Origin of the sequence: Natronococcus sp. JC468, assembly GCF_012163165.1 — an archaeon.
Lineage (GTDB): Archaea > Halobacteriota > Halobacteria > Halobacteriales > Natrialbaceae > Natronococcus > Natronococcus jeotgali.
Genome location: NZ_JAAVUO010000013.1, coordinates 79331 through 95962 on the forward strand (window position 1 = coordinate 79331; position 16632 = coordinate 95962).

The window sequence follows — 16632 nt, forward strand, 5'->3', positions numbered from 1 at the left end:
CACGTCCCGGTTATTTGGCGGTCAAAAGCGTGAGACTACCCTATGGTCCCAGAGGAATCTCCCTCCAGCGAGAATACTCTTGCATCTGAGGGGTCCCGGACAGGGATGCAATACTGGGGGCCAGCGATCGTCGTGAGTCTGGCGATGTTTATCGTGGCGATCAATTCGGCCTTGATGAACGTAGCGATCCCAGCGATCGTAGAGGAGTTCGACACCACGGTCCCCGTGATTCAGGGAGCGATCTCGTTCTACTCGCTGATGATAGCCGCGCTGATTCTTCCAGGGGGCGCGCTGCCATCCCGGTACGGTATCAGGCGCGTGATGACAGTCACACTGCTTGTTTATACAGTCGGGACGCTGTTGGCGGCCCTCAGCTGGAACATCGTAACGCTCTACATCGGCTGGTCGCTCACCATGGGTGCCGCGGCCGCCGTATTGCTTCCCCTCACATACACCGTGATAATGTTCAGTTACGAGCGGGATACTCAGGCGAAGGCACTCGGACTACTAGCTGGCGTAAGCGCGACCGGAGCAGCCGCCGGACCGATTCTTGGCGGGGCACTAACGACATACGTCAGTTGGCGGTGGGGGTTCGCGTTACAACTCATCATCGTGGGAATCGCACTTTTCTTCGTTCAGTACGTGAGCCCGGGCCGGCTGACAGAAACGCACAGATCGCTGGATGTGGGTGGATCAGTCCTGTCTATCGTCGGTGCAGCAACGTTCGTCACAGGATTGCTTCTTAGCGGGAAGTACGGGTGGTTACTCGCGAGGCGGCCGTTCTTCGTCGGTGGCGTGCAGTTCAATCCGTTCGGGACGTCGCCAGCGATTTGGTTTCTCGGGGGTGGGCTCCTTACGCTCGCCGCGTTCGCCCAGTACGAACGTCGAATAGAACGCGCCGGAAGACTGCCGCTCGTTCCGCTGCACGTACTGACAAACGGCCGCTTTATATCAGGTGTCGCCACGTATACCATCCGCTCGGTCGTCATGGCTGGCTTCATGTTCGTCATCCCGGTCTACCTCCAGGCGACGCTCGGACACACCGCCTTCGAAGCCGGACTCGCAATGTTACCGTATTCCCTTGCGACGCTTCTCGTTGCGACGTTCACGACCGGCTGGCGTGCGTACCTCACGCCGAAGACTCTCATCCAGGTCGGTATCGTGCTCATGGGCCTCGGTCTGGTACTCCTGTACGAGCAGACGAGTCCCGAGCAGACGATCCGCGGGATGGTCGTCCCGATGGCGTTCGTTGGAATCGGTCTCGGACTCATGATGGGCCAGATCGTCAATATGACGCTATCCGCTGTCCCCACTGCCAATGCCGCCGAGGCGTCCGGAGTCCTGAACTCGAGCAGTTCGATGGGATTTGCCCTGGGGACGGCAGCCGTCGGCTCGTACCTGCTCGGACAGTTCTACGGCGGTGTCGTCGATGGAGTACTCCGAGTGGAACACGTGGCTGTTTCGGCGGAGCAACGACGCGAGTTGGTGCTGGCACTCGAGGACGCAGCAGAGACCGCAACTGAAGCCACTCGGCAAGATTTCCTGAATCGTCTCACTCCGGCGGAACGACAGTTACTCGAGGGCATCTTTGAGGCCGCGATGGTCGACGCTCAGCAGTCGGCGCTGCTCTTCCTTGCCCTGCTCGTCTTGCTCTTGCTCATCACATCAACGTTCTTGCCACGACAGATATCGGAAGCCGACGACGGAACTGAACACCCTGAATCGCCCCAAGGGCCGACGAGTGACACTTCAGAAACAGCCGTAGAGGACTAACCGAAAACACTAGACCAGACACCTCGGATGCGAGCCGTCATCTTTCGGATGGCTCAGCGAGGTTCGAAAGACCGCAGCTGAAACAGGCCCGTCTACGAGGACGACTGCTCTGCTCTCCAGCGGTCGATGACGTCGTCGATCGGTTCCTCGAGTTTCACGCCGCCGACGTCCGCCGCAAGTCCCGTCGTTTCGAGTATCTGTACAACCTCGGACTCCGCCCCCGCAAAACGGAGGTCGATTCCACGCGACTCGAGTGTTCCTTCGAGTTTCTCCAACATCTGTGCCGCCCCGAAATCGACCGTCGATGACGACGTGAGGTCGAAGACGACCAGTTCGACGTCGGAGTCGCGGTTTTCGAGTCGTTCGAGGAGATCAGTCCGGACCGTATCTGCGTTCGCGTAGAACAGCTCGGCTTCGACGCGGTAGACGAACACGTCCGTGATAGTCGTTGCCGCGGGATACAAGTCGAGAGCGACGAAGTGGTCCGTTCCGTCGAGCCGACCGAGTTCGTGTGTCAACGGACGACTGACTCGAGAGATCGCGACCAGCAACGAGAGGACGACGCCGACGAAGACGCCCCACAGCATCCCGACTGTGAGTACCCCGAGTAAGGCTGACATCGCGATGGTAAACTCGCTCTTGCTCACTCGGTACAGTTGACGGATAGCACTCGCGTCGATAAGGCCCGTGACGGCGACGATAACGATCGCTGCGAGGACCGTCTCCGGCAGATTCGTGAACGCGTCGGTGAGAAAGAGCAAGACGACGACGAGAACGAGAGCAACGACGGCGTTCGTGAGTTGTGTCTTGCCGCCGACGGCGTCGTTGAGCGCCGATCGGGACATGCTTCCACCGACGGCGAAGCCGCCACCGAAGCCGGCAGCGAGGTTGGCGCCGCCGTCAGCCAACAGTTCCTGATTCGCATCGGTTCGATAGTCGTGGCGTCTGGCAAACGTCTCGACTGCGCTGATGCCTTCGACGTACGACAGGAGGAACAACGCGGCGGCGACGGGGATGAGAGATCCCAGTGTCTCGACGCTGGGAACCGCGGGAACCGTCAGCGAGGGGAGACCGCTCGGAATCGATCCCACGATCTCGACGCCCTCGGCCTGCAGATTCGTGACCGACATGAGAACGATGGAGAGAACGACGACGAAGAGTGTATTCGGGGCGTGCGGCAGATACCGTTCTCCGAGGACGAGCAACGCGATGCCAGCAACGCCGACGGCCACTGTTTCGGGGTTCGCCTCAGCGAGATGGGTTCCGGTGTACCATATCCGCCCGAAGAACGTTTCCTCGAAGAAGGCACCCGATCCGCTCCCTTCGATGCCGAATAGCTTGTTCAATTGGGTCGACAGTATGTACAGCGCCGCCCCGGCCGAAAATCCCGTAAGAACAGAACCAGAAATAAAATTGACGAGAAATCCCAATCGAAACACCCACGCGAGAACTGCGAAGACACCAACGAGGATCGTCGTCACGGTGACAAGCGATACGTATGAGGCGCTGTTGCCGCCGGCGACTACCCCGACACCGCTCGCGAGCAGAATCGCTAGCGCCGAGGTCGGTCCCACCATGACTTGCCGAGAGGTGCCGAGAAAAAGGTACGCGATAGCGGCCATCAACCCGGCGTACAATCCAGTCTCCGGTGGCAAGTTTGCAAGCGATGCGTACGCTAACCCTTCGGGAACGACCGCCGCTGCGACGGTGATTCCCGCGATGATGTCCGCGCGGAGCCACGACGTTCCGTACTGCGGAAGCCACTCCAGTACCGGGAGAATCGACGACAATCGGCGGCTCATTCGTTCCTTTAGACGTTCTGTTGACACCACCACTCACCTCTCGGTCACGGTAACTACCGCTACTGCTGAGTGACCCGTTTCGGGGCACTCGCCTCTACCAACGAGTCGATCTCCACCCGATCGACGAGACCCCGGCAGACGGTTTCGCTCCTCGAGGAGTCGCTCCCGTCGTCTCGTAGGACTATTCCGAGATCGGAAGCGATACCGTCGTCCGCTTCGCCGCCGGTTTCGGTAGTGGGGAGTAGCAGACGCTCGTGCACGTACAGCCGTCCGACGTCGGGGAGACCCGTCGATCCGCCGAGCGTGATCGTGTCCGTCGTCGCTTTACCACCCTCGCCGTCTTCGTCGCTGCTATCGTCCCCCTCGGGAGCGATGGCAGTTACCGTCGGCACGCCACCCAGCCAGCCCGCGAGGTCGGCGACCCCAGTCCCCTCAGTTCCCCTCACAAACCGTCGCGTGCTACTCCGGCCCCGTCTGCTCGCGTATGATATTCGCGACATCTTCCACTCCAACTCCCCACGAAGTTCCCAAAGTAGCTTTCCGATGGGTAGGGTGAGTTTCCTCGCCCCGAACCAGTACTCGAGGGAGTATCATCTCTCCGGACGGGCTACAGAGACGGTTCTCCCGCGAGGAAACGACGGTCGTTGAACGGAAACCAACCGCGTCTTGACAGTCATGGATCAAACGAATGCCCGTTTAGTCGCTAAGCGAGAAAAACGATAGCATGTCTGTCCCGCTTGACCTCGCCCTGGGAGTCGTCCTTACGATCGCCGGGTGGCTCGGATTGGTGCTTACGGTCGCTCATTCTCGGCGCGTTATCAGGCGATTGACTGTCTCGTCGAACGGTTACGACGAACGCCAACCAGCGGAAACGCGTTCGAACGACGATGAGTAGCGTTCCGACCGAAGACGATGGACGGATCGATGGCAATGCCGACTTCGCTCGAGAGTTGACGCTCCTCGACGTCACGTTCCTCGGGGTCGGCGCGATGGTCGGCGGGAGCGTCTTCGTCCTCACCGGATTGGCCGCCGGCGAGGCCGGACCCGCACTCATCCTCGCGTTCGCGCTCAACGGCGTCATCACCATCTTCACCGCGATGACCTACGCCGAACTCGGCAGCGCGATTCCCGAACCGGGCGGGGGGTACCTCTGGGTTCGGACCGCCCTCGGCCGATCGCAGGCGTTTCTCTCCGGCTGGATGAGCTGGTTCGCCCACGCCGTCGCCGGCTCGCTGTACGTCCTGACCTTCGGGTCGTTCGTCACGCTCATCCTCACGGCGTACTTCGACCTGACGTTCGGACTCTCCCAGGTGCAGCTACAGAAGGTGTTCGCCGTGCTGGCGACCGCCGGTTTCACCTACATCAACTACCGCGGAACGAAGGAGGCTAGCTTCACCGAGAACGTCGTTACCGGGATCCAGCTCGTGGTGATCGTCGTCGTCATCGCGGCAGGATTCCGGGTCGTCGTTTCCAATCCGGAGGTGACGGTCGACAACTTCGAGCCGTTCGCGCCCAACGGCGCTGGCGGCATCTTCATCGCGATGGGTCTCACGTTCATCGCCTTCGAAGGATACGAGATCATCGTCCAATCGGGACGTGAGGTGATCGAACCGCGGAAGAACGTCCCGAAGGCCGTCTTCTATTCGATGCTCGTCGTCGTCACGTTGTACGTGCTGATCGGAATCGTGATGCTCGGTGCGATCACCGTCACCTCTGAACTGGAGGCGACCGCCGAAGCGACTGACAGCATCGGTGGGACGGTCCTTCCGGAACTACCGGCCGACCCCGAAGTCTGGCAGGTCGTCGGCCATCTCGGCGAGTTCGGTCTCGCACAGGCCGTTGGCCAGTTGCTCCCGTACGGAACGCTCATTATCCTTCTCACCGGCATCCTCTCGGCGCTTGCGGCGCTTAACGCAACGACGTTCTCGAGCGCCCGTGTCGGCTACGCCCTCGGAAGGGACCACGTTTTCCCGGAAGCGGTCGCCCGAATCCATCCGGAAAACCACACCCCGTACGTGTCCGTGGTTATGAGCGGTGCGTTGATCTCCGTCATGGCAATCTCGCTGCCCATCGCTCAGGTTGCGGCAGCGACCGACCTGATGTTTCTGTTGCTGTTCCTGCAAGTAAACTACTCGATGATCAAGATTCGTCGCGATCACGGCGCTGAACTGTCCTACGGCTACCTGGCTCCGTGGTTTCCGTACGTGCCGATCGCAGGAATCGTCACCAAACTATTTCTCGCCGTCTACTTCTTCAACTACAGCCCGCTCGCGTGGGCAATCGCGATCGGGTGGATCAGCGCCGGCACCCTCGTCTTCGCGACGTACTCCCGCAGACGGATTCGAGAAACTGAGGTGCCCGAGACCCGAACGCTCGTCGAAGAGCGCGCGCTGCGCCAGCGACCGTATCAGGTGCTGGTACCGATTCACGACCCCGCGAACGCCGAGCGTCTGATTGACCTCGCCGCACCGATCGCCCGTCGAAACGACGGCGAACTGCTGCTCACAACGGTGATCACGATGCCCGTGCAGACGCCGATCGAACGCCACGGCAACGAGGAACGGGCGAGCGAGGAGCGACGACTACTGGCCGAAGCGATGCAGTACGTCCCGGACGACGTGCCAGCACACCGGACCGTCACGATCGGTCGAACGGCGGGCCGAAGTATCGTCGACGTCGCCCGCCGGTACAACAGCGATACGATCGTCCTCGGATGGCGAGGGCGACGAAAGCGAATTACCGGTGTCGTCCTCGGGTCGACGATCGACTACGTCGTCGAAAACGCACCGGCGGACGTCGTGGTCGCGAAAACCGCCGGCCCGGTCGAGCCCCGATCGATACTCGTACCGACCGACGGCGGCCCACACGCTACGTTCGCCGAATCGATCGCCGGCACGCTCGCCACAGCACACGATGCGCGGCTGACAGTCCTCAACGTCGCCGCCGATCTCGACGAGGCCGAAGAGTTCGTCCGGGAACGTCAAATTGCTCTCGAGCGAGACGGTATCGACTGCGAGACGGCGGTCGTTCGGAGCGAAGACGTCTCTAATGCGATCGTGGCGTACGCCGAGAACCACGAGATCGATACGATAGTGACCGGCGCCGCACGAGCTGGGATCGTTCCGCGAACGGTGTTCGGCGATATCGCGGAGTCGGTCGGGGAACGGTTCGATCGAGAAGTTCTAATGGTCAAAAAACATCGTCTCGTTACGTCTGCGGCGGTCAGATGGGTGCACAAGTGGTTCGTAACCCGATCGGACGAAACTGATGATAGCGAGTGACCGTTATGGGCAGTGTAAATCCGCGTCGTCACTCCGAAAACTAGGGGTGTCCCCGAGTCCATTCCAGATAGCATCGAGGCAAAAGCCGAGATTACGACCGGTGTTCGGGATTAGACTCCGTTAAACCGGACAGCGAAAGTAGAAGACGTCGGTAACGCTGCATCCTCCATTACCCCAGATCGTGCCGCTCTATGACCGCCACAGCGGGTAACATCTCCTGCGGTGCGATGATAGACTGATCGTGCCGTCGAGCAACGGTACCTGACGCACCTTCTCCGTAGTCGGCTCTTCCAGCGAGGTCCTGCTGAAACGAAGTGACGAGACAACCTACTCCCGAGTGCAGTAGGCGACGCAACCTCAGCTTCTGATTATGGATTCTTCGTATCGCACCATACGATGTATCTCTCGCCGGACTGCCTCGATCGGAATCCTCGCGAACGTGTCCTTTTGCTCACGTCGTTTTCGAATCGAGATCCGGTGGCGCATCGATGGCGCTTTTATCCGAAGTCGTAGCCCCATTCGCGCAGGAGGTCCGCGATCTCGTCGGTACGTGTCATACCGACGAGGAGCGCCGCCTCCCGAAGATCGGCCTTCTTGACCGACTCGCCGAGCTCGCTCTCGAGACTTCGACGGGTCTCGCGCTGGTGATCGAGGGTCGACTCCTGGAGGTGGAGCTGGACCGTTTTCGGCCGGTCGTCGGAGATGCTATCCCGACTGTAGATCCAGGGCAGTCCGCCGCTCGCCGAGGCGGTCGCGCCGTCGCCGTTGCTCGACTCGCGGTCCGCGGCCGATTGCGACTTCGGCTCCGTCTCCGGGACCGACGTTGACGGTTCCGCGTCGAACTCCGCGGTCGGTTCGTCGTGGGAGTCGTTCGGTTCGTCCTCTTGGTCCTCCCCGTCAGTTTCAGTACCGCTACCGAACGGGTCGTCGCCGCTCGCGCCGCTTTTGAACCCGCTCATGCCGTCGGCACCTCCTCGAGCGCGCCCGGCTCGGGCGGGTTCGACGCGTCGATCCCGGCCTGATCCTCGAGATAGCGGGCGAGCCGATCGAACTGCGCGAGTGTCTCGAGTTCGTACTCGCGGCGACGGTCGCGGTGCTCGCGGACGAACTCGAACGCCGAGCACTGCCGTTTCCAGCAGCCTTCCATCAGCGAGGTTCGGTCGGGCAGGACCTCGGGCGTGGGGAACTCGATCTCCTCGATCAGCTCCGCCTGGTCGTTCGTTCGCTTGAACCCGTTGGGAACGGCCGCCAGCACGCCGACCTCGATCCCCATCTGGTCGGCGAAGTTGCTCGCGAGTTCCTCGAGGCCGTCGACCGAGGCCCGTCCCTTCGCGCTCGGCTCGACGGGAAGCACGAGGTTTCGGGTCGCGTAGATCGCGTTGTAGAGATGGTCGGACTCGGTTGCGGGGGGGTCACAGATCAACACGTCGTACTCCTCGGCGACGCCGCCCTCGCGGAGCACTCGCTGGAGCTGCGCGTAGACGTTGTACGCGTCGCCGAACTCCTCGGCCTTCTGCTGCTCGCGAGCGAGGTGGCTCGAGAGATCCGAGAGCATGTTGTGCTCCGGGACGATATCGACGCCCTCGGCCGACCGAATCAGCTCGTCGAACGATCCCTTCCCGCTCTGGACGAGGTGACGAACGAGGTTGTCGACGTCCCGATCCGCGCGTCCCTCGTCGACCCCGAGCAACCGACTGAGGTCGCCGTCCTGGGGGTCGAGTGGAACGACCAGCACGTCGAGTCCGGCTCGAGCATGCGCGACGGCGAGATTCGCCGCCAGCGAGGACTTCCCGACGCCCCCGGCCTCGGAGTAAACCGTGTACGACAGCATACTTTCTCGGAGACACTGCATAGCTATGAAAGTTCGTCAGACAATCAATCTACGATTGACAGGTGTGTTACGTGGGTACGGGACTTATCTAATACTCTAATCTAAGATTCCTATCTGAGATCGATTGCTACGTCGGTCACCGGTCTCTGTTGTCGACGCTTGTGCCGTTTTCCGTTAGATACGGTGGCCTTTGACCTACGAAACCAGCACACTAAGCGGGTCGTGGTACCAGCTCTTCGATCGACGATCTTTCTCTGTAATCCCCCCTAGTATCACTCTCTAAGACTCCCATCTGAGACGTCCTTCTAACACTCCTCTCTACACGCCTTTTGTCCGGGTCTTACCAGTCGATCTCTGTGATCAGACTTGGTGCTACAATTGATCGATCGATACGCTACCTAGAGATGCAGACGTAGATTTTTGGAGGAGTGGTGAGCGAGCCCTGCGAGCGAACCCAACGAGAAAAATCTACGCTAAAAAGCCGCCTCCGCGGGCTTCGCCCGCTTCGGCGGGAAACCGCTCGCTCCGCTCGCGGATGCTGGCCGTGATATCGGCTTCACCTGTGCTGAACACGGATTTCACGATCACATCCGAACAACGAATGCGTGCTCCTCGCTACTGTTCTGTATTCCGCTATCGAAGCCGAATCAATCTGAACGACCAGCTATCGGTCGCGACGGTCATCTACGCCGTTCGGTCAGGTCGGGATACGACTGCGAACCGCCGCTCGAGTTCCGTGCGACCACCGTCGCGACCGCCGCGGATCCGTCGGTGACGGTCCGAACGCGTTCCTCGTAGTGAAGGATCGTCAGGTCGAGACACGCCCGGAGGAGGTCGTTCGAGCGGTACCGATAGCGATCGCTCGAGGGGCCGATCTCGACGTCGTCGGTCGACCGCAGGTGGTGTTCGTAGATCAGGACCCCGTCCGGCGCGAGCGCCTCCTTGAGTTCCGGGAGGTGCTCGAGCGCGGCGAAGAAACTCACCGTGATCACGTCGTAGGCTCCGGACTCGAGCTCGAACTCCGCGAGGTCCGCACGGATCCAGTCGACGTCGACGTTTCGCTCCGTGGCCCGCTTCCGCGCCAGCTCGAGGGCCTCGTCGGAGACGTCGACTGCGTCGACGTCGTACCCCTGCCCGGCGAGATAGAGCGCGTTGCGCCCGGTACCGGTCGCGACGTCGAGCGCGCGGCCGTCCGGCAGGGTCTCGATTCGGCGCTCGAGCTCCGGGATCGGGTCCTCGGGCAGCTCGAACTCCGGATTGTCGTACTTCTCGTTCCAGCGACTGCGGTCGTCGATCATACGTACACGTCCGACTGCGCGACCTTGGAGTTCCCGATCGTCCGTGCCCGAGAGCCGACCGAACCGACTCACTCTTCGGGGTCGGACCCGTCAGGCGGGCTCCCGTACTCGACGTTGACGGTCTTGAGCTGGGTGTAGTGCTCGAGCGCCTGCATGCCCTTCTCGCGCCCGAGCCCGCTCCGTTTGTAGCCCCCGAAGGGCGTCTGCGGGTAGGAGCCGGCGTACTGGTTGATCATCACGCTTCCGGCCTCGAGCGCGTTCGCCACCCGGTGGCCGCGCCCGAGGTCGTTCGTCCAGACCGTGGCGTACAGCCCGTACTCGCTGTCGTTGGCGCGCCGAATCGCCTCCTGCTCGTCGGCGAACTCGTGGAGGGTCAGTACCGGGCCGAACACCTCCTCTCTGACGATCGGCGCGTCGTCCGAGACGTCCTCGATCACCGTCGGCTCGTAGAAGTACCCCTCGCGGTCGAGGACGTCGCCTCCGACAAGGGCGGTCGCCCCGTTCTCGAGCGCTCCGTCCACGTACTCCCGAACCCGTTCGCGAGCGTCGGCGGAGACGAGCGGCCCGAGGTTCGGATCCTCGAGACCGGGGCCGATCGCGAGCGCGTCGACGGCCTCGCGAAGTGCCTCGCGGAACGCGGCGTAGCGGTCCTCGTGGACGAACACGCGGGTCGTCGCGAAACACGCCTGCCCGCTCACGAGGGTGAGCGCCTGGAGCGCACCCCCGACGGCGTCCTCGAGATCGGCGTCGGCAAACACGAGCGCGGGACTGTTCCCGCCGAGCTCGAGGGTCGACGGGACGAGGTTGTCGGCCGCGGTTCGGCCGATCGTTCGCCCGGTCTCGACAGAGCCGGTGAACGTGATCTCGTCGACGCGGGAGTCCTCGACGAGCGCGGCTCCGGTCGCCTCCCCGCCTGGAACCACGTTGAACGCGCCGTCCGGGACGCCGGCCTCGGTGGCGATCTCGGCGAGCCCCAAGAGTCCCAGCGGCGCCTCGGGGGCGGGCTTGACGACCACGGCATTTCCCGCGGCGAGCGCGGGCGCGATCCCGCGACAGCACAGGACCAGGGGGGCGTTCCAGGGGATGAGCTGTGCGCTGACGCCGAGGGGTTCCCGCCGCGTGAACGCCTGCCTGTCGCCCGGAACGGGGATCGTCTCACCCTCGATCTTGGTCGTCGCGCCCGCGTAGTAGGTGAGGTAGTCCGCGGCGCCGTCGACGAGGACGCGCGACTGGCCGATCGGGCGGCCGTTTTCCCGGGTGACGAGGTCGGCGAGATCGTCGGCGCGATTCGCGATCGCCTCGGCGAAGCGGTACAGCACCCGTCCGCGTTCGGCGGGATCCGTCCCCGCCCAGTCGGGCTGGGCGCGTCGCGCCGCCTCGAGCGCGTCGTCGACGCCCGCGTCGCCGGCCGCGGCGACGGTCGCGATCGTCTTCTCGGTTGCCGGATCCGTGACCCGGAGCGGGCCGTCCTCGTTCGGGCGTCCGCCCTTCTGGTTTCCACCCCTGTCCTCGGCCCGGAACTCGCCGTCGACGTAGGCGCCGTAGCGCTCGGACCGTTCACCCGTCATCAGGCGACGTCGTCGTGGGTGAGCAGCGGTCGATCCCGCTCCCCGTTCGGCGGTTCGTCGGTGATCACCTCGAGGAGGTTCCCGTCCGGATCCAGGAAGTAGAACCCCTCGAACTCGTCCCAGTCGTAGGGGCCCTGGTTCGGGAACTGGCCGTCGAGCTCGGCGACGTACTCGTCGTAGCTCGCCCGATCGGTCTCGAAAGCGAGGTGGGCCTTGTCCAGCGGGTGCTCGAGGTCCGCGGCCGCCCAGCCGTCGGCCCGTCCCGTCTCGACGAGAGTCAGGACGGTGGCGCCGACGGCGAACATGGCGTGCTCGCCGTGGAACTCCTCCGGGGGTCGCCGCACCGACAGTCCGAGGACGTCGCGGTAGAACGGGTACGCCGCCTCGAGGTCGTCGACGTCGACGTTGACGTGATCGACGGCCCGCATCGTCACCGCCCCACCCGTTCGGCGTACTCCCGGACGATCGACGCGTCACCGTCGAGGTAGTCGTTGGTCCAGGCGGCGTCGGGGTCGATCTCGCCCTCGAGGAGGTCGGTCTCGGCGAGCGCGCTCGCGAGACGTTGCCAGCGCTCCCCGTCGTGGTTCCCCCAGCCGGCGTCCTCGACGTGGGGGCTGAACTGGAGGTCCCGAGCAGCCGTCTCGAACTTCTCGCGTTCGATCCGACGGCGTCGCTCGAGGGTCGCGTTCCGCGCGACTAAGGCGTCGATGGCGGCCTCGGGATCGGCCGTTGCCTCGGCCCAGCCGCGGGCGGTCGCCCGAAGGAACGCGCCCACGGTCTCGGATTCCTCGGCGGCGAAGGCGGGGTTCGCGACCAGCGTCATCCCGTAGACGGGCAGGTGATCCCCGATCGGGAGCTCGTCGGCGACCCGGTCGTGTTCGGCCTCGAGTTCGAGCCCGTTGGTGACGACCCCGACGGCGGCGTCGACGCTGCCGTCGAGCACCTGGTGCTGGACGCGGTGGTGGGTGTGGGGGTCGACCTCGAGCAGGTCGACTTCCTCGCGGATGCCGACGTCCTCGAGGAGCTGGGCGGTCAGGATGCGCGTTTTGGTTGCGGAGGGAGCGACGGTGCGCCCCGCCAGCTGTTCGGGTTCCTCGAGCGGTTCGCCGAAGACGTCCCGGAGCGTGTAGATCGCCGCCGGTGTCTTCGCGGTCACCGCCGCGACGGCGAGCGGATCATGGCCCCGGCTCTGCACCGAGAGGACGGCGCTGGCGCCGGCGAGGGCGATGTCTGCCTCGCCCTTGGCCGCCTGCTCGGCTGCAAACGGCGAGCCGTGGCCCTCGAGGAACGCGACGTCGACGCCCTCCTCCTCGTAGAACCCGCGCTCGCGGGCGAGGAAGTACGGCGCCTGGAATCCGTTCGGTTCCCAGTTGAGCTGGAAGGTAAGTGTCTCCATCCTCACACCCCCAGTCGGAACATGTCCTCTGGCACGTGATCGACGCCGAGCGCGTCGGCGCCCGCGACCTCGAGCAGGTGGTCGAACAGCCGATCCATCCCGTCGATCGTCTCTTCGTTCCAGTCGGCGACGACCATGTCCCGCCAGCCGTCCCGGACGGCGCGAACGATCTCGGGGTCGTCCTCGTACATCAGGCGCTCGCCGATGTCCGCCCAGAGCTCGTCGTCGCTCGTCAGTCGGTCGACGGCGTCCCGGTAGGCGCCCCTGAACCCCCGCACCGCGTCGGGGTTCTCCGAGAGGTACTGCTCGCTGGTCAGGAACGTCGAGATCGGCAGCTTTCGGTCGGTCTCCGAGAGGTCCTGGACGAGCTCGGACATCGGGAGCACCTCCCGATACGGCCCCGTCTCGGTGATCTCGGGGACGATCGGCCAGAACTGGAGAACGCCGTCGACCTCGCCGTCCCGGAGCATGCGGGTGAGCTCGACCTTCGAGCCCGCCTCGACGGGCGTCGCCGCCTCGTCGGGGTCGAACCCGTGGCGCTCCCGACAGGCGGCCCGTACGAGGATCCAGTTCTTGTCGAGGCGGCGAACGACGCCGATCCGACGATCCCGGAGGTCGGTCAGGTCCTCGATCGGCGAGTCCTCGGGGGTGACGAGCCCGCCGACGGTCCGTCCGTACGGGTGGATCGCGACGATCGGCGCGCCCTCGGCGCGCTCGCGGGCCGTCGAGATGTAGTCGATGTCGATGAGGTCGGCGTCGCCCTCCTGCAGTTTCGCCTCGACGGTCTCGACACCGCCCTCGAGCGAGTCCGAGACGAGCTGCACGTCGAGGTGGAATCCGTGCTCGCGGTCGAGTCCGAGCCGTTTGATCGTGTACAGCATGTACCGCGGGCTCCCGTTGTGCTCGAAGCGGGCCCGCAACACGGGTCGATCGCCCGGCTCGTCGTGGTGGGCGTCGAGTTCGGCCTGCTGGCTCTCGACGTCGACGGTAGTCTCGGCCATCCCGATCACCCCAGCGAGGCGACGATGGCGTCGAGTTCGGCCTCGTCGTCGATCAGTTCGCGCTCTTTCATCCACTCGAGCTGTGCGCCGAGATCCTCCCGGTCGGCCAGTTCCGGCACGTCGTAGCGCGGTACCGTCACCCGCTCTCGAAGGGCGTCCACGTCGACGTCCTCGAAGAGGTCGGGTGCGACCCGGGCGTCCTTCTCGAGCATCTCGAGGTACTCCTCGCGGAACGACTCGGGATCGTCGTTGATGTCGCGGACGGCGCGGGCGTAGGCCGCGACGTACGCCTCGAGCAACTCGGCGTCGGCGCCGTCGCCGCCGCCGGTCCCCATGTGGTTCCCGGACTCGAGGACGAGTTCGAACCCCAGCTGCTCGGCCAGCGCCGACTGGGGATCCAGCAGCGTGACGGCGTCGACCTCGCCGTCCCGTAACGCCCGCAGCCGATCGGTCGGCATCCCGTAGTGGACCAGCCGTACTTCGTCGGGATCGACGTGCTCCTCGAGGGCCCGCATCGCGGTGTACTCCTGACCGGTGCGGCGGTTGACTGCGACCTCGACGCCGGCCAGGTCCGTCGGGGACTCGATCGGCGTCTCCGGTCGAGTGAAGACGGTGTATGGCTGGTCGGCGAAGGTACCGTTCGCGACGACCTCGCCGTCACCCATCCCCCACGTCCGCTTCAGGCTCTCCCACTTGCAGACGGGATAGAGGTCGACCTCGTAGTCGCCCGTCAGCGTCTGCTCGGCGGGAATGTACTTGATCTCGACGGACCCGCGGTCCCGTTCGATCAGGTCGACGTCCAGCCCCTCGTCCTCGAAGTACCCCCGCTCGGCCGCCACCCGCTGTGGCAGCACGAACGAGAACGGGAGGTGGAACAGATTGAGACTGTCACTCTCTGGCATACAGGCACACCCATCACGACCCCACTAATAAACGTTTCTCGTCAACTTTTATAAGGAGGTTCGTGGATACGTGTCACGTGGTATGATAACATGGAAAAGGCGAACGCGAGCGAGGCGGGACTCGAGGAGGTCAGCGACGGGGTGTACCTCGCGACCCTCGCGACGGGCGAGCGAGCGAGCGTGAAGCTCTGGCGCATCGATCCCGGGGCCGAACTCCCCGTACACAAACACGAGAACGAACAGATCGGGTACGTGCTCGAGGGACGACTGATCGCGAGGGCCGACGGCGAGGAGGTGCGCCTCGATCCGGGGGATTGCTACCGGTTTCCGAGCCGGGAGCGCCACGGCGCCGAGAACCGCTCGTCAGAGCCGGCGGTCGGGATCGGGGTCCTCGCGCCGCCGCGCGAGCGCCCCGACTGGGGCGATGCCTGAGTCGCCCTCGTCGACTCAGCAGTCCCGTCGCGGACAGGAGCCGATCGACGGTCAGTTGTCGAACGCGGTTTCCTCGGAGTCGATGACCTCGAACGACGTTTCGCCGCACTCACACCCCGTTCGCTGTCCGATCGGCCGCACCGTTCCGTCGGGCCGCTGCTCGGAGGCGTAGGCTTTTCCACACGCAGTACAGATCGCCGCGACCTTCCGGGTCGTCTCCGACTCGGCGGTCGAATCGAACGCCGATTTCTCGGCGGATGGATCTTCCATTTGTTCGATCATGAGAGCCATCGTCAAAACCGACTCTGCATTGAATTCGAGGGCATTTATATACTGCCGCGGTCGGCTACTCCGATACCGACTCGGACATCCCCTTCGGCGGCGAGACGGTGAGGCTGTTTCTGACGAGGTTGTCCGTCGCGCGGCGCAGCCGCTGGGAGACCGAGTTCGTCGAGATGTCCAGCTCCGCGGCCAGCTCCTCGATCTGGGTCTCGCGAGGGACCTCGAAGTAGCCCATCTCCTGGGCGATCGTGAGCACCTCCTGTTGTCCCGGCGTGAGGTCGTACCGCCGCTCCTTGGGCTCGACCCCCTGGTGTAGGCGCTGGAGTTCGAACGTGTAGTCCCGCTCGCGGAAGTGCGCCTGGAACTCCTCGAGGACGGTCCGGTCGACGAACTTCAGCTTGAGGTACCAGCGGCCGTTTTTCGCTTCGGCCTCCTGCATGATCCCGCGCTGGTCGACGATCAGATCGATTAGCTCCTGGATCCGCTCGCTCCAGTGAACGTTGAAGTAGCCGATTCCGTCGGCGACGTTGAGCGTTCGTACTCCGTCGACGTCGGGATCGTCCTCGAGGGCGCGCTCGACGGCCTCGAGGTCGTCGCTGGTCGCCCACAGGAACGGCATCACCCACTCGCGGCTGTGGGTTGCGAGCCGTTCGATCTCGACCGTCGCGTCGGGGACGGCCTCGAAGGTGTGTTCCAGCGCGAAGCCGTCGGCGGGGATCGTGAACTCGGCGACGACGCTCATACCGGCGTGTCCGACTCGAGGCACTGAAAACCGACACCTGCCAGTGCAACAGGCACCCGCGGCCGATCGTGGGCTGGCTCCGCCGACACATCCGGTTGAACGTGAGAGCGCCTCGCTGACGGACTCGTCGTTCTCCGCAAGCAACCCCTCGGTCGCTGTCTTCTCTCTTCCGTAGCCGCCGTCCCTCGACGGCGCCGTGGTCTCCGATCGGAGCGCGGACTGAGTGTAGTAATATGTGCTCTGTTGAATAGCGGTGTTTCTATGGAAGGTCGCAATTTGATTCGACGTGTAAGCTGCTGACAGTGGTGGTCTCAAAATCACCGC

15 protein-coding genes are annotated in these 16632 nt (G+C 63.9%); 3 read left to right on the forward strand and 12 right to left on the reverse strand.

What is annotated here, in order from left to right:
- The first annotated feature begins 42 nt into the window (after positions 1–42).
- On the forward strand, positions 43–1773 hold the full coding sequence (locus tag GWG54_RS09980) for an MFS transporter (RefSeq protein ID WP_245242780.1): 1731 nt from the start codon (positions 43–45) through the stop codon (positions 1771–1773).
- A 92-nt stretch (positions 1774–1865) separates the two neighbouring features.
- Here GWG54_RS09980 and GWG54_RS09985 read toward each other — a convergent pair whose 3' ends face one another.
- On the reverse strand, positions 1866–3575 hold the full coding sequence (locus GWG54_RS09985) for a SulP family inorganic anion transporter (RefSeq protein ID WP_245242781.1): 1710 nt from the start codon (positions 3573–3575) through the stop codon (positions 1866–1868).
- Between the two features lie 59 nt (positions 3576–3634).
- Complete coding sequence (locus tag GWG54_RS09990) at positions 3635–4021, reverse strand: hypothetical protein (protein ID WP_167937619.1); 387 nt, start codon at positions 4019–4021, stop codon at positions 3635–3637.
- 441 nt (positions 4022–4462) lie between these two features.
- On the opposite strand from GWG54_RS09990, the gene GWG54_RS09995 reads away from it, so the two are divergent.
- Positions 4463–6856: an amino acid permease gene (locus tag GWG54_RS09995; protein ID WP_167937620.1), complete on the forward strand. Its 2394-nt coding sequence runs from the start codon at positions 4463–4465 to the stop codon at positions 6854–6856.
- A gap of 497 nt (positions 6857–7353) precedes the next feature.
- On the opposite strand, the gene GWG54_RS10000 is transcribed toward GWG54_RS09995, so the two are convergent.
- From GWG54_RS10000 to GWG54_RS10035, 8 genes are all read right to left on the reverse strand, one after another.
- Entirely contained in the window at positions 7354–7815 is a 462-nt protein-coding gene (locus tag GWG54_RS10000) for a hypothetical protein (RefSeq protein WP_167937621.1), read from the reverse strand.
- Positions 7812–8687, reverse strand: a complete 876-nt coding sequence (locus tag GWG54_RS10005) for a ParA family protein (protein ID WP_167937622.1) — start codon at positions 8685–8687, stop codon at positions 7812–7814. The genes GWG54_RS10000 and GWG54_RS10005 overlap by 4 nt, the downstream gene beginning before the upstream one ends.
- 680 nt (positions 8688–9367) lie before the next feature.
- A complete protein-coding gene (locus GWG54_RS10010) occupies positions 9368–9985 on the reverse strand; it encodes a bifunctional 2-polyprenyl-6-hydroxyphenol methylase/3-demethylubiquinol 3-O-methyltransferase UbiG (RefSeq protein ID WP_167937623.1) in 618 nt (205 codons plus the stop codon).
- Between the two features lie 68 nt (positions 9986–10053).
- Positions 10054–11553, reverse strand: a complete 1500-nt coding sequence (locus tag GWG54_RS10015; RefSeq protein WP_167937624.1) for an aldehyde dehydrogenase — start codon at positions 11551–11553, stop codon at positions 10054–10056.
- Positions 11553–11981, reverse strand: a complete 429-nt coding sequence (locus GWG54_RS10020; protein ID WP_167937625.1) for a VOC family protein — start codon at positions 11979–11981, stop codon at positions 11553–11555. The genes GWG54_RS10015 and GWG54_RS10020 overlap by 1 nt, the downstream gene beginning before the upstream one ends.
- Before the next feature lie 2 nt (positions 11982–11983).
- Positions 11984–12949: an ABC transporter substrate-binding protein gene (locus GWG54_RS10025; protein ID WP_209438378.1), complete on the reverse strand. Its 966-nt coding sequence runs from the start codon at positions 12947–12949 to the stop codon at positions 11984–11986.
- A gap of 2 nt (positions 12950–12951) precedes the next feature.
- On the reverse strand, positions 12952–13950 hold the full coding sequence (locus GWG54_RS10030) for an ABC transporter substrate-binding protein (protein ID WP_167937627.1): 999 nt from the start codon (positions 13948–13950) through the stop codon (positions 12952–12954).
- 5 nt (positions 13951–13955) lie between these two features.
- The gene (locus tag GWG54_RS10035) at positions 13956–14852 is read right to left on the reverse strand and encodes an ABC transporter substrate-binding protein (protein WP_167937628.1); all 897 of its coding nucleotides are present in this window, start codon (positions 14850–14852) and stop codon (positions 13956–13958) included.
- Between the two features lie 90 nt (positions 14853–14942).
- Between GWG54_RS10035 and GWG54_RS10040 the strand changes: the two genes are divergently transcribed.
- The gene (locus GWG54_RS10040; RefSeq protein ID WP_167937629.1) at positions 14943–15284 is read left to right on the forward strand and encodes a cupin domain-containing protein; all 342 of its coding nucleotides are present in this window, start codon (positions 14943–14945) and stop codon (positions 15282–15284) included.
- Between the two features lie 51 nt (positions 15285–15335).
- Here the strand turns inward: GWG54_RS10040 and GWG54_RS10045 are convergent, their stop codons facing one another.
- Together GWG54_RS10045 and GWG54_RS10050 are read right to left on the reverse strand one after the other, a co-directional pair.
- Positions 15336–15554, reverse strand: a complete 219-nt coding sequence (locus GWG54_RS10045; protein ID WP_167937630.1) for a hypothetical protein — start codon at positions 15552–15554, stop codon at positions 15336–15338.
- Positions 15555–15630: 76 nt separating this feature from the next.
- Positions 15631–16308, reverse strand: a complete 678-nt coding sequence (locus GWG54_RS10050; protein WP_167937631.1) for a helix-turn-helix domain-containing protein — start codon at positions 16306–16308, stop codon at positions 15631–15633.
- Positions 16309–16632 lie beyond the last annotated feature (324 nt).

What these genes read in the sequence shown, in the direction of transcription:
- GWG54_RS10020 (WP_167937625.1), bottom strand. Translation starts at nt 11,981, where the DNA reads ATGCGGGCCGTCGATCACGTCAACGTCGACGTCGACGACCTCGAGGCG.
- GWG54_RS10015 (WP_167937624.1), bottom strand. Translation starts at nt 11,553, where the DNA reads ATGACGGGTGAACGGTCCGAGCGCTACGGCGCCTACGTCGACGGCGAG.
- GWG54_RS09980 (WP_245242780.1), top strand. Translation starts at nt 43, where the DNA reads ATGGTCCCAGAGGAATCTCCCTCCAGCGAGAATACTCTTGCATCTGAG.
- GWG54_RS10005 (WP_167937622.1), bottom strand. Translation starts at nt 8,687, where the DNA reads ATGCTGTCGTACACGGTTTACTCCGAGGCCGGGGGCGTCGGGAAGTCC.
- GWG54_RS10040 (WP_167937629.1), top strand. Translation starts at nt 14,943, where the DNA reads ATGGAAAAGGCGAACGCGAGCGAGGCGGGACTCGAGGAGGTCAGCGAC.
- GWG54_RS09985 (WP_245242781.1), bottom strand. Translation starts at nt 3,575, where the DNA reads ATGAGCCGCCGATTGTCGTCGATTCTCCCGGTACTGGAGTGGCTTCCG.
- GWG54_RS10035 (WP_167937628.1), bottom strand. Translation starts at nt 14,852, where the DNA reads ATGCCAGAGAGTGACAGTCTCAATCTGTTCCACCTCCCGTTCTCGTTC.
- GWG54_RS10030 (WP_167937627.1), bottom strand. Translation starts at nt 13,950, where the DNA reads ATGGCCGAGACTACCGTCGACGTCGAGAGCCAGCAGGCCGAACTCGAC.
- GWG54_RS10045 (WP_167937630.1), bottom strand. Translation starts at nt 15,554, where the DNA reads ATGGAAGATCCATCCGCCGAGAAATCGGCGTTCGATTCGACCGCCGAG.
- GWG54_RS10025 (WP_209438378.1), bottom strand. Translation starts at nt 12,949, where the DNA reads ATGGAGACACTTACCTTCCAGCTCAACTGGGAACCGAACGGATTCCAG.
- GWG54_RS10050 (WP_167937631.1), bottom strand. Translation starts at nt 16,308, where the DNA reads ATGAGCGTCGTCGCCGAGTTCACGATCCCCGCCGACGGCTTCGCGCTG.
- GWG54_RS09995 (WP_167937620.1), top strand. Translation starts at nt 4,463, where the DNA reads ATGAGTAGCGTTCCGACCGAAGACGATGGACGGATCGATGGCAATGCC.
- GWG54_RS10000 (WP_167937621.1), bottom strand. Translation starts at nt 7,815, where the DNA reads ATGAGCGGGTTCAAAAGCGGCGCGAGCGGCGACGACCCGTTCGGTAGC.
- GWG54_RS10010 (WP_167937623.1), bottom strand. Translation starts at nt 9,985, where the DNA reads ATGATCGACGACCGCAGTCGCTGGAACGAGAAGTACGACAATCCGGAG.